At 32.8% G+C, this 12,141-nt stretch carries 17 protein-coding genes; 8 read left to right on the top strand and 9 right to left on the bottom strand.

All coding sequences use genetic code 11. The features are described 5' to 3' along the window. Nucleotides 1–83 precede the first annotated feature (83 nt). Entirely contained in the window at nt 84–1,883 is a 1,800-nt protein-coding gene (locus tag QK255_RS05040; RefSeq protein WP_002329370.1) for a glycerophosphoryl diester phosphodiesterase membrane domain-containing protein, read from the top strand. A gap of 277 nt (nt 1,884–2,160) precedes the next feature. Here QK255_RS05040 and QK255_RS05035 read toward each other — a convergent pair whose 3' ends face one another. Next, nucleotides 2,161–2,373: a hypothetical protein gene (locus QK255_RS05035; RefSeq protein ID WP_002329372.1), complete on the bottom strand. Its 213-nt coding sequence runs from the start codon at nt 2,371–2,373 to the stop codon at nt 2,161–2,163. A 448-nt stretch (nt 2,374–2,821) separates the two neighbouring features. Between QK255_RS05035 and QK255_RS05030 the strand changes: the two genes are divergently transcribed. The 3 genes from QK255_RS05030 (at nt 2,822) to QK255_RS05020 (ending at nt 4,666) form a co-directional block, all read left to right on the top strand. Then, complete coding sequence (locus tag QK255_RS05030) at nt 2,822–2,971, top strand: hypothetical protein (RefSeq protein WP_002293931.1); 150 nt, start codon at nt 2,822–2,824, stop codon at nt 2,969–2,971. 267 nt (nt 2,972–3,238) lie between these two features. After that, nucleotides 3,239–3,625: a YxeA family protein gene (locus QK255_RS05025; RefSeq protein WP_002329373.1), complete on the top strand. Its 387-nt coding sequence runs from the start codon at nt 3,239–3,241 to the stop codon at nt 3,623–3,625. Nucleotides 3,626–4,363: 738 nt separating this feature from the next. Beyond that, nucleotides 4,364–4,666 (top strand): DUF5960 family protein, encoded by a 303-nt coding sequence (locus tag QK255_RS05020; protein ID WP_002329374.1) that lies wholly within the window; start codon nt 4,364–4,366, stop codon nt 4,664–4,666. Between the two features lie 601 nt (nt 4,667–5,267). Here the strand turns inward: QK255_RS05020 and bsh are convergent. After that, nucleotides 5,268–6,242: a choloylglycine hydrolase gene (gene bsh, locus QK255_RS05015; protein WP_002287105.1), complete on the bottom strand. Its 975-nt coding sequence runs from the start codon at nt 6,240–6,242 to the stop codon at nt 5,268–5,270. Between the two features lie 162 nt (nt 6,243–6,404). On the opposite strand from bsh, the gene QK255_RS05010 reads away from it, so the two are divergent. Continuing rightward, a complete protein-coding gene (locus QK255_RS05010) occupies nt 6,405–6,662 on the top strand; it encodes a hypothetical protein (protein WP_002329375.1) in 258 nt (85 codons plus the stop codon). A 231-nt stretch (nt 6,663–6,893) separates the two neighbouring features. Here QK255_RS05010 and QK255_RS05005 read toward each other — a convergent pair whose 3' ends face one another. The 7 genes from QK255_RS05005 to QK255_RS04975 all read right to left on the bottom strand — a co-directional run bounded on the left by QK255_RS05005 (nt 6,894) and on the right by QK255_RS04975 (nt 10,366). Continuing rightward, nucleotides 6,894–7,325, bottom strand: coding sequence for a DUF4231 domain-containing protein (locus QK255_RS05005; protein ID WP_002308843.1), 432 nt, complete (start codon nt 7,323–7,325; stop codon nt 6,894–6,896). A 297-nt stretch (nt 7,326–7,622) separates the two neighbouring features. Continuing rightward, nucleotides 7,623–8,785, bottom strand: a protein-coding gene (locus QK255_RS05000; RefSeq protein ID WP_283341610.1) for an IS3 family transposase whose coding sequence is annotated in 2 segments (ribosomal slippage) — nt 7,623–8,509 and nt 8,509–8,785 — 1,164 coding nt in all. Because the reading frame shifts where the segments join, the coding sequence is not laid out codon by codon here. 133 nt (nt 8,786–8,918) lie between these two features. Next, nucleotides 8,919–9,104 carry a hypothetical protein gene (locus QK255_RS04995; RefSeq protein WP_002290431.1) on the bottom strand — a complete coding sequence of 62 codons (186 nt, stop codon included), beginning with the start codon at nt 9,102–9,104 and terminating at the stop codon, nt 8,919–8,921. A 16-nt stretch (nt 9,105–9,120) separates the two neighbouring features. Further along, on the bottom strand, nt 9,121–9,351 hold the full coding sequence (locus tag QK255_RS04990) for a helix-turn-helix domain-containing protein (protein ID WP_002290430.1): 231 nt from the start codon (nt 9,349–9,351) through the stop codon (nt 9,121–9,123). After that, complete coding sequence (locus QK255_RS04985) at nt 9,348–9,902, bottom strand: hypothetical protein (RefSeq protein WP_002290426.1); 555 nt, start codon at nt 9,900–9,902, stop codon at nt 9,348–9,350. Before QK255_RS04985 ends, QK255_RS04990 begins: the two co-directional genes overlap by 4 nt. A gap of 63 nt (nt 9,903–9,965) precedes the next feature. Beyond that, nucleotides 9,966–10,118 (bottom strand): hypothetical protein, encoded by a 153-nt coding sequence (locus QK255_RS04980; RefSeq protein WP_002290425.1) that lies wholly within the window; start codon nt 10,116–10,118, stop codon nt 9,966–9,968. Next, nucleotides 10,115–10,366 carry a helix-turn-helix domain-containing protein gene (locus QK255_RS04975; protein ID WP_002290423.1) on the bottom strand — a complete coding sequence of 84 codons (252 nt, stop codon included), beginning with the start codon at nt 10,364–10,366 and terminating at the stop codon, nt 10,115–10,117. The genes QK255_RS04980 and QK255_RS04975 overlap by 4 nt, the downstream gene beginning before the upstream one ends. A 163-nt stretch (nt 10,367–10,529) precedes the next feature. Here QK255_RS04975 and QK255_RS04970 point away from each other — a divergent pair, with 163 nt between their 5' ends. From QK255_RS04970 to QK255_RS04960, 3 genes are all read left to right on the top strand, one after another. Next, on the top strand, nt 10,530–10,910 hold the full coding sequence (locus QK255_RS04970) for a helix-turn-helix transcriptional regulator (protein ID WP_002290421.1): 381 nt from the start codon (nt 10,530–10,532) through the stop codon (nt 10,908–10,910). Nucleotides 10,911–10,916: 6 nt separating this feature from the next. Then, complete coding sequence (locus QK255_RS04965) at nt 10,917–11,345, top strand: ImmA/IrrE family metallo-endopeptidase (protein ID WP_002290420.1); 429 nt, start codon at nt 10,917–10,919, stop codon at nt 11,343–11,345. Between the two features lie 64 nt (nt 11,346–11,409). After that, nucleotides 11,410–12,078, top strand: a complete 669-nt coding sequence (locus QK255_RS04960) for a hypothetical protein (RefSeq protein ID WP_002329377.1) — start codon at nt 11,410–11,412, stop codon at nt 12,076–12,078. Nucleotides 12,079–12,141: the final 63 nt, after the last annotated feature.

Raw genomic sequence — 12,141 nt, 5'->3', positions numbered from 1 at the left:
ATTCTGGGAAAGGGTCTGCAAGATACATTGCGCCCTTTCCTTTTTCATTGGATTTGCGCTACAATGTGAAAGTAGGTGATAGGATGTATTATTTGAAACGTAGCTTAGGCAACGCGTGGGATTTTTTGAAAGGGACACAAGCTTATTTCCGTGATGTCTTGCTGATGCATGGCTTTATTTTATTTATTTGTTTACCCTTATTGAGCAGTACGACTCGTTTTATTTTGCACCGAGGAGCAATTGACTATTTGTCTTATGACAATATTCCTTTGATTTTCTCTCAGCATCCTGGAGTTCTGCTGTCGTTAATCGCCGTTTTACTGACGATTTTACTATTGGTTTATTTCGAATTTGCATTTCTTTTGATGAGCGTCTTTTTTATTAAAAAGAAAGAACCGGTTTCTTTAAAGCAGCTCTTGCACTTGACGATACTTCAACTGAAAAAAGTGAGACCTATTACTTTTTTGTTTTTTCTTGCTTATTTTTTATTGATTCTACCGATCAGCGGGTTAAGTTTCAATTCTGATTTACTGTCAAAAATAAAAATTCCTGCTTTTATCATGGATTTTATTTTTGCTAACCGCTGGATCGTCGTCAGTTCCTTTTTACTCGTTTACATTTTTCTTGGCTATATTGGGATTCGTTTGATTTTCGCTTTACCTGAAATGATTTTACGAGATCGACCTTTTCGAGCATCCATCCGAGAAAGCTGGTTGCTGACCAAATCACGTCTTTTTGCCATCATGGGGCAATTTATCGTGATTGGCGGTACGATTTTACTTCTTTCTTCTTTGGGATATATCGTTGTTATCTTGGCACAAAGTGTTGTTGAAGAATTTTTCCCGAATTACGCATTGATCAGCGCTGTATTTGCGATGACGCTTTTACAAGGAATTTTATTATTCAATATCGTGATGTCTACTGTAGGAATTTTTTATATCATCGTTGATTTCATGGATGACGAAGGTTTCTTACCAGAGATTCCCAAGTGGTTTACGCCTCAAACACCCAACGTGCGTTTATCTGCGCTGAAAAACACTGGTTTGACCCTTTTTGCAGTTTTTTTCGGTATTGGCGTTTGTCTTTACAATATGGATTATCTGACTTCGGCAGTTCAGACAAACCCAGTGACTGTATCTCACAGAGGTGTAAGTACGCAAAATGGGGCGCAAAATACTTTAGAAGCACTTGAAAAAACAAGCAGAGACTATCGTCCTGATTATATAGAGATGGATGTACAGGAAACAAAAGATGGCCGTTTCGTAGTGATGCATGATGCAAATCTTCGCCACTTAACAGGGGTAAATCAAACACCACAGGATTTGACATTGAAAGAATTGACAAATCTTACGGTTACTGAAAATGGGTTCCAAGCCCCTGTGTGTTCTTTTGATTCTTATTTAGAAAAAGCGCATGAATTGAACCAAAAATTACTTATTGAGATCAAGACCTCTAAAAAAGATTCGGATGACCTGGTCGAACGATTTGTTCAGAAATACCGCAAAGCGATCTTAGAGAATCATCATATTTTGCAAAGTTTGACGTATCAAACTGTTTCTGATTTAAAAGAAGCAGAACCAAACTTTTATGTGGGCTATATCTTGCCTTTCAATATCGTTGGACCACCCGTAACGCCTGCTGATTTTTTGACAATGGAGTATAGTACGATCAATCGTAACTTCATTAATTCTGCCCATCAAGATGGAAAAAAAGTATATGTATGGACAATCAACGATTCAGATGCTATGAGTCGCATGATGTTTTATGGTGTGGATGGTATCATAACCGATGAGATGGGACTACTAAATGAAAGTGTGAAACAAACAGATGAAGAAATCACTTATTCAGACAAGCTACTAAATTTTGTTTTGGGTGTTGGCTAATCAAAAATAGTTGATGAAATAAGCCTTTATACAACAAAAAACGCATAACCTGTTACCGCAGGTATATGCGTTTTTTGTTTGACATTCATAACGTGTCCTTAACTTTCTCTTGATTCCTTCATCGCACGAACAATAGATAAAATAGCAGGAATTGCAGAGATCACTGCAAGAATAATTCCCATTTTCCCTGAACTTTTTCTTTTTGGCATATCTTCTCGCTCCCTTCTGTCTTTATTTATATTATAAGGGAGTTCTTGCGAATTCTCAAAAATACTGTTTAAGAAACCAATTCAGCAGGTGCACTAATATCACAGAATTTTACGAGCATGCGGTACTTGCTTTCATGGATGATTGGATGGTCTCGTTGGTCATAACTTTCAACATACACGACAGCCGTGTTGTTATATGTACGTTCAATACAGCCGATTAGTTCGTGAGATACGCCGATCGGTTTGCATATATAAGTTCTTCCTACTTCCGCTTTTACCATTTCATTCCCTCTTTTCTTTGTTTTTCTTTATTTTATAATAACAAATCTCCCTCCATTTGAAAACGTTTTATTTTGCTTTTTTATTTTTTATTTGATTTATTTTTTACTTTTTAGATAACTATTTTCTTATCATAATTCTAGATGTTGTGACAAAAACGTTTGTTTATATTCCTATGTTGTTCGTGTGTTCTTTTCATTATCCTGCTAAATTATTTACAGGGGGTGAGCATATGATCTATATCCAAGCAATAGTCTTTGTAACGTTGATGGTTGGACTACTTATTGGCTTGAAAGAAAACAGCTAATTGATTTAAGAAAAAGTAAACAAGAAAAGTGATAAATGCTTTTTAATTGCATGAAAAAACGGACGATGCTAAACTTGTTATAGGTTCGAAATTTTAAAGGAAACTTTCAAGAACTGAATTACATTACAAAGGAGATGAATTTTATGACGTTTACAAAAACAAATATGCAATACCGCGTAGCCTTTGATACAACTTCTAACCGTTTTATGGCGATTGATGCACAAAACGAAAATAACGTTGCGTTTGGTATTACAATTGAACAAGCAGTCCGAGCATTAAATGAATCTAGATAAGGAGTGACCCATTCCAAATGGCGACTGATGAGATCTCGGAAAATCAATAAAAGACGTTTGTAACGGTGATCCGCGACAGACGTCTTTTTGTATTCATTACATATATTTGGAAATTGTATCTCTTTATCTCTAGACCTAAACAAAAATACAAGTTCTAATATCAACCATCTCGTTTTTTATGACAATTTTGTTAGCTGTTTCGATGATAATATTCCGTTATTATCTGTATAATATTTAATATAATAAAAATAAAAAAGGAGATCTTTCATGAAAAAAATTTTAGGGTTGATCGTTATCATATTGATTGCTTTTATAGGATGGAAAGGCTGGGACTACTATCAGTCTACTTATGTAGGAAAAGATTATTATGCAGTAATCAAAGCACCGATGCCTGCAGAAACTGATATTAAAGCAGATAATGGAGAAGTAATTGGAAAAGGGTTTAAATATAACGTAGATGCGTACGCTGAAAACGGTGAAAAAAGACAATTGGATTTTGATGTCATCACTTCTGGCGACTCTGCTAATGGTTCTGCCTATCCCGAAGGAACAATCTTGCAGTTGAAAGCAAGCGAAAAGCGAATTATAGAGAAAAAAGTAATCACTAGCGATAAAGTACCTTCATCTATAAAAGACAAATTAGGGCTATCTTAAGATTAAGAAAATATCGCAAAAAAGCACTCGATTTGAGTGCTTTTTTGTTTGTTGATTTTAGAAAACAAAAAAATAGAATTGGTCTTCGAAGTCACTTTCCTGTTCTTCCAGTCCTTAACTAAAAAACAAGGCAATGAATCGATTCCCATACAAACAAGGGGCTGTGACAAAATTCTTGTCACAACCCCCTTTTTCCGAATAAACGGTGTTAATATGTGTTAAGTACCTAAATGGGTACCAGCTTTTATTTCAAAGCCAACATGTTTCTATCACTGATTTTTTAAATCTAGCGAAAAACCCTTATCTTACAGGCGTTCGTTCAATTCTTTCGCAAGGTCTTCAAAGCCTGGTTTGCCTAGAAGTGCGAACATGTTTTTCTTGTATCATGTATACATTTATTACTTTTTTTCTCTTTTATACCGTTAGAAAACGCCGAAATATCAGCATTTTATCTATCTCTTGTTTTTTCTATCTTTTCTGATTTTTAATATCACTATCACCAAAGCTATCACTAGTTTTTCTATTATTTTTACTTTTTTATATGTATATTGAAACAGGAGTTAGAAAAATTAATAGAAGAACGAAAAAAGACCTCAACCAAATTTAATTGCTGGGGTCTTTTTATAAGAAGAAATGCATATTATCGTTTAGATATTGTCAATACATATTCAGGAAAATCTATTTTAGGGTTTACAATAAGAACGTTTGTTCGTATAATCTTTTTGAGGTGAACTTTATATGTTAATGGAAGGAAAAACACAATTATGGTTTAAATTTGATCCTTCGAACAAATTCATTAAAGACTTTCACAAAGTATGGGATTCAGAAGTTTTCTTTTTAGCAATCGAAGATAGCTTATTAATCAATCTCTACTATTCTAATAAGAACTACTTTAAAATTCCTGCTGCGAAAACTAGAATGAAGAAATATGTATATTTTTTGTTTGATATCGTGACTGACGTGCCAGACGCACGGAGCGATCATCGGCGTTATGACTATATAAAGTATACTTTCGTTGATCCAGAAAGGTATATAGATTAAAATAAGTTACCTAAAAAGGACAAATACAAATTTTATTATCTTATTTATAGTAAGAAGATAATTTAAGATTGCGAAATACGATACTATTTGTAATCTATAGTATCAGTCCTATAAAATAAACATCTAATTAATTACTCTAAATCCTAATTATAAGCCTTTTTTCTCACTTTTTTTCAAAAATATGGTATGCTTCTTAGTGAATTCAAATATATGGTATGCTTCTTAGTAAATTCAAATATATGGTATGCTTCTTAGTGAATTCAAATATAAAAGAGTTTAAAGCGTAATACACTTATGGGGAAGTGGTTTGGGGTGCGCTTTAAACTCTTCTTTATTATTATCTCACAGCATGCTTAAAAGGTCTATGTCTATGGATTAAGTTATGTAAAAAAGTGCCTCTTTAAACGTCCTAAAATCCAAACAAGGATAGCATAATATACACTATCGTTGATCCAGAAAACAGGTAAATAAATTTTGCAAAAGCAATAAGTTAAAAACATTACAAAAAAGACAAGGATATCACATCAAGAAAAAATGTTTTGAAAATATCTTTGCCTTTTTGTATTATATCTATATTAAATAATCAATCACAACACATTAACTAATTTATATATTTAATTTGTTGTTTTTCTATAATTGGATAACTAATTAACTTATGACTATCTAAGTCTTCTTTATTCATATCAATTGCAGTAATTTGACTATCTTCATATGTTCGATAATAATAGATTCCTTTGTCAACATTGCAACAAGAAGAATAAATTGTATATTCATATTTTCCATCACCAACATCACACAAACCTTTTTGTTGTTCTACTGAACCTAAGATATGGAAAAATTGACTAATACTTTCTGACTCTGAATCTCCAGATACAGAATTCAGCTTCGTAAAAGTCGCTTTAACAAAACGAGATACTGAGGATAAATCTCCAGGCAAGCCTATCCCTCCCATACCGCGGCTATAGGCATTCAAACTTATTTGATTTGAAAAATTATTTTTAGGAGTTTCACTCGATAAGACACGATAATTGTTTAAATTAAATAATTGATAGTCAAATGAAGGATTATTGGTAAGAACGCCCACAGGGTTATCATATATATGAAGTCCATCTTTCATACTTTCAATGACAATTGATTTTTCTTTATCAGCTAATAGCCAATGTAAAGGGGATAAAGGAAGTTCATCACTATAATTTATATTTGCTAAATTGATATTTTTTAACAATTTTTTAGCTTCTCCTACTGTTGAGCATTGTCCTAAAATCCAAGGAATAAATTCAAAAGGAGATACATTGTCTTTCCCTTCTTGTATTTCTTTATAATCAGCATACCCAGAAAAATTTAGCCCAGCCATACTCAATCCTTTTTCATTTGTCGCATCGTAATAAAGAGGGTAGTCAGCTATACCAGCGGCAATACCAATCATTGCATAATGAGTATCCAAATCATTTACCTTTCGAAAATTCAACTTATAATTTCTTGGAGTAACAGTGACTACTTCATTGTAAGATATTTCATAATCAAAATTCCTTCCAAAATAATGATCACTTGTTACATAAGTAATAGACGTACACATAGTTTATTCCTCCTAAATATTGTTCTGTCCACGTTCATTTTACTCCAAAGTTTTCCTCATTTCAAAAGAAAATCACAGAATACACGAAGAAGCGTTTCTATTTGTATAAACTATATCAAAGTTCTATACTTAAATTATCAAATAAAAAGGACGTGAAGATAAATGTCAAATTTAGAAAACAAAGAAGAAAAAGTTGTAAACAAAATTGTTTCTGTTGTCAATAAACTGGATAAAGAGTTAGACGAACTTGATACGTTATCTAAAAATCCAGAAAAAAAACATAACCTAAAAAAATGGTTAGTTGAACGAAAGGCTATTCATGAAATTAAAAAAGTTCTTCATGAAGCTGATAAATATGAAAAATATGATGAAAAAGAACTTGATAAAGAATTTAAAGAAATCAATGACTTATTACTATAATTGATTTATACGACTCATTTTTGAGTCGTCAGACTGCAAACAACACTCTAAATTTAGGAGTTTGTCTACAGTCTGAATAAATTTTAAATTTATTGTCCATAATGTTATTATGAATTTATAGCATTAAGAAAAGAGATAAGACTTTACATTTTTTTAGGAATGTAAAGTCTTATCTCTTTTCTTAATTGTACAATTAGTATTATCTGCACTACTTTCTAATTAAATAAATTTTTAGTTATTAACTTGATTAAAATCAGAGATAATATCAATTAATTCAGTTTGAAGGGTTGTAACGATTAAATGGAAATTTTCTTCATCTGTTTTATTATATGGGGATGTTTTCGTTATATATAACAACTTTTCTTTTTCAATTTTCATTAATAACTCTGTCGAAGTCTGTACTTTATCTTGATAGTTAAATGCAGACATCCCACTTTGTATAATTGTAATTATTGCTGAAGCAATTGAAACAATCAATAGTAAAGACCTGTGTTCGGAAGCCTGATCAATTAATATTGGGATACTAGCTGATAAGACTATTTTTATAATATTTCCGATACCAATTACTCTATTATAAAATCGAATTTCTTTTTTTAATCTATCGATTGTAGAATCAATAGATTCGATAAACGCTTTTTGATCCATCATTTTCTCTCCAATCATTTTATTAAAATCATTAACAAAAATATTATAATAGGATTTAAGTAAGTTCTAACTAATCACACATAAAAATAAAAAAACATTTGTATTTTATCAAAGTTTTATTATACTTGTCAATTTGTGTACATCCTAAAATATAAGCTATTTGTTTACTTCTGTAGAATATATACTTTGGAATGGCAACAGTTTTTTTGACAAATTTTATAAGGTGCAGAACTTCTTTCCGTATGCTATTCCGATTGTCCTTGACAATGAGCCTCCTCGGATGTGACGATCTTCGGCAGGAGCTAACAGTTAAAGTTAGACTGCCTCGCTAGCGATAGCACATCCGAGCTCATTATCAAGGATTCGCTGCGCCAATCTCTGGTTACGGTAACCAACCGGTGTCTCGTAGCCAAGTGTACCGTGCAACCGAAGGTGGTTCCACCAATTGACATAGTCAAATAACTCCAAATCCAATTGTTGTAAGGTTTCAAATGTGTATTGATAGACAAATTCTACTTTCAACGACTTATAAGTTGATTCAGCTACGGCATTATCAAAAGGACAGCCTTTATGACTCAATGATCGATTGATGTCAAAAGTTGTTAATAATTCATCAATAACTTGGTTATCAAACTCTTTTCCACGATCAGTATGAAAAATCTCAACCTCTGTCAGAGGTTGTTTGATACGGCTAAATGCTTTTTTTACTAGAACGGCATCTTTATGTTCTCCACAAGAATAGCCGAGAATTTCTCGATTGAACAGATCCAAAATGAAACAGACATAATTCCATTTTTTCCCGACTCGTACATAAGTCAAGTCTGTTACGATCGCTTCTAATGGGTTGTCTCTTAAGAATTTACGATTCAATACGTTTGTCGTTTTGGCTTCATTGCAAGTAGAATGATGTACTTTAAAATAAGCAACAGTATAGCTCGATTTTAATCCTCTATTTTTCATGATTCTACTAATTTTTCGTCGGCTGATCTGAATGCCTCGTTTTGATAAGGCTTTTTTTATTTTTCTTGAGCCATAGGCCTTTCGGCTGCGGATAAATTCTTCAGCGACTGCTTCTTCAAGTTCTGATTCGTCTTTCTTTGGTTTTGATTGATAATAATAGGACTGACGTGATAGACCTAATATTCTGCACATCGCTGATATAGGGTAAAGATGCTTATTCGCATCGATTACTTGTCTCTTCGTCCGAATATCAGCGCTGCTTGCTTTAAAATATCATTTTCCATTTCTAATTGCTGGTTTCTTTTACGTAGTTCTAACAATTCTTTTTGTTCAGGCGTAAGATTATCTTTTTCTTTGAATGAACCACTCGTTTTAGATTGCTTTACCCATTTGTCAAATGCTGAAGCCGTTAGTTCATATTCTCGAATGATTTCTACACGTGGCTTTCCAGCTAAGTAAAGATTGACGATTTGTTGCTTGAATTCTTGTGAAAAAGTTCTTCGTGTTCTCTTAGACATAAAAATTCCTCCTGGTATGTTTTCTTCTAGTCTACACACCTTAATTTTTCTGTCTAGTTAATTGTAGCCTATCCATTGTTTTAGACTTCCTTTCGTGCTAAAATACAGTTAAGTTATTTTGTTATGTTACCGATTAGCGATTGCCGTCGCTGGTCGGTCTTTTTTGTGTTGGCATTTTGAAACTTTCTCTTACAGCAGTAACCGCTACTAAGGTTCCCCAATAAATAAGTGCATATGCTGGATTAATACTTGCCAGTACGATTGCTACTAGGCTCATAAGCAAAGCGCTTTTGACAGTCATTTTAAATACCGTTCTCATTACTTCACTCTCCTCTCTAATTAGTATTGCGTTCTTCCCATTCTTTAACTAATTCAAAATCGTATTGCAAAACACCTCTAACTCTTCGGGAAGGTAATGGATCATTATTTGAATTAGTCCATTTGGAAATAGTAGCTACTGAGACACCGAAATATTCAGCAATATCTTTAGCTTTCTTCCATACTCTTTCTTTTGGCTTCTTTTTTGGAGCTAAAGGAACCACTTTTTCCATTTGTGAAACTTTCATTTTAACTCTCCTTTCATGTATCCTTGATTAATCCAATATGATAATCGCTCTTCACTTAGTTTCCGAATATCGATACCTAATATTTCACACAAAGTACTAATTAGAGTTACCTCCACCATGATTTCATCTAAGTACTCATAAGCGTATGAAATTATTTGTTGACGATCATCAACGGTTAAATACTCAACGTTTTTGAGAAGAATTTTTTCGACATATTGTTTCTTCTGCTTTCGCTCATCGGATTCAATTATTTGAAGCTTATCTAGTGAAGAAGGATCTCTTCTATAAACATCACTATCAATAGATTTGAATAGTCCAAAAAATTCATGGATCACTTGCATAGTAAAATTAGAATCTCTGAAATGATCTGTTAACACTTGAGCATTTTCTAACGTCACAGGCTTAGTCTTATGTGGCGTTGTCCAGTCACTCAATGACTGTTGAGATACATTAACTTGCTTTGCTATTTCTTTCTTCGTTTTGCCACTCTTATTTATCACTTTAATTAATGATTCTCGAATGACAGCTGATTGTTTTAACAGTTTAAACACCTCAATTTCTTATTCGCCCGTATATCAATACGAGCAATTTTTTTATACTATTAATTTAAAGAATCAAACGAAAGCTACTTCGTCTAATTCACGTTCAAGCTCTTTTTGAACTTCTTCAACTAAACGATTAAGTTGATCATCTGTAGCACACTTAATGATGTGAACTAGTCTAGGTCTTGCATCAAGTACGATGTTTATTTTTTCTTGTCGTGTCATTTGGTGTTTCTCCTTTCTTTATCACTAGTTTCGATTTTAGATACTTTATGGGTAAAAATTTTTGCTAATGGGATATCCAATAGCTTTGCTAAATAAGGCAGTTCTTCTGGTTTAAAATTATATTCGCCAGTTTCTCTTCTATAATATTTTGCCTTATCATTAAAACCCATAAGATCAGACATTTTTTTTAAAGAGTAACCTTTTGTTTTGCGTCGCTCTTTTATTAGTTCAAGATTTACTTGATACATATTAGCACCTCCAAAGTTTCTTTTTTAGCAACCTTATATACATATAACACATTGCGATTTTAGATACGTCAACAGAAAAAGTATCTTTTTTCGCATCTTTTTATATCTTTTTTCGCAACTATGGTAAAATAGTTGTGAAAAAAGCAACGAAAGGAGTAGTCTAATGTCAAAAGATCTAGTGAATAGAATAATAGATTTACGAGAAAAACGTGACTGGAACCAAGCAGAGTTGGGCAGAAAAATTGGATTAGAAAAATCAGCAATGAATAAAATTGAAAATGGCACTAGAAAAGTTTCTACAGAAGAACTCCAGAAATTAGCAGAAGTTTTTAATGTTACTACTGATTACTTACTCGGAAGAAATCAAACTCCTGAATGGGCTGATGAAAATGATTTAGTTGAATTAGATAAAATGCTCGATTCCAATGTTAATATGGCTTATGGTGGCGAAACGTTAACTGATGAAGAGAAACAAAGAGTAAAAGATGTTTTAACTGGTCTATTTTGGGAATTTAGAAAAGAAGACAAAAGTAAAGAGAAGTGATTTTCTATGGAGATGGACGTAATTAGTCTAGTTGGCAAACTGAAACAAAAATATAATTCGGCCAATCCCTTTACAATTTGCGAAAAAATGGATATTCAAATTAGGTATGTTCCTTTTTTGAATAACCCAAAGGGACAATTTCAAGAATTGTTAGGACGTTCGATTATTCTTCTAAATCACGAACTAAAGTATTCTGAGGAACGGTTCTATATTTGCGCTCACGAACTAGGTCACGCAGTTTTTCATCAAGGTTTATCTAGTTATTATGTCTCTACCCGATCCTCCAGAAGTAAATCAGAGAGTGAGGCAAACTGCTTTGCCGCCAATCTTATTGTTTCTCTTTATAAAGAAGATAATGATCAATATCCTAGAAAAATTGAAGATTTAACAAATTTATATGGACTTCCTAAAAATTCGTATAGATTTTTAATTTAATTGGCGACTATCACTACCTGCCGTTAAGTGGGAGTAAATATATTTTTATTTGTTGGAGGAAGAAATGAAAAAAATAGTTGGGGTAGGATTAATTCTGTTCTCTAGTATCGTACTAGGAGCATGTGGAAATAGTAATTCAAATTCTGATACGCCTAAAGAAACAACCACTGCGAGCTCTACAATGGTTTCTCTTGAATTCAGTAGCTCTGTGGAAAAAAAGACTAATCTTCTATCAAATGATTCAGATTTCGGAAAAATAGCTGATAATGTACCTGATGGAGAATCCATAGAAGTACAAGGTAAACAAGATTATTCAACCAATTTTAATGATAATTCTTGGGCGGGTGTTAACCTAAATATCGATCGGGTCTCAGTTGTGAAAACTACTGATATCAAAGACTATTCAGATAATCAATACAATGGTTTTGTAGCCGTGCATTACAACATAGATAATACACAACAAGATGTATCTATATACCCTAATCAAGCCACAATTGTAACTGACTATGGTGAGCAAGTTGATGATGGCGGAGTCTTTAATTATGATTCATGGGATGGTGACTTCATGAAAGGAACAAAAAAAGATGGTTGGGGCATCTATCCTTTATCAAAACTTCCTGATGCATCTTCAATCAAATCTCTTCGATTGAAGATTGATTCTAGCTATGAAACTGATAATTATGATGATGAAAACTCGTATCACACATATGATATTAACTTAAATTTACAATAAAGACTGGCCTTCGGGCTTTTCTTTTTAAACGTAAAAGAACATAAGTTCGTATAAAAACTCTGC

Source organism: Enterococcus sp. ZQ21, from assembly GCF_030053755.1.
Lineage (GTDB): Bacteria > Bacillota > Bacilli > Lactobacillales > Enterococcaceae > Enterococcus_B > Enterococcus_B lactis.
The sequence above is the reverse complement of the archived record's forward strand: the minus strand, read 5'-3'. Positions and strand labels throughout refer to the sequence as shown.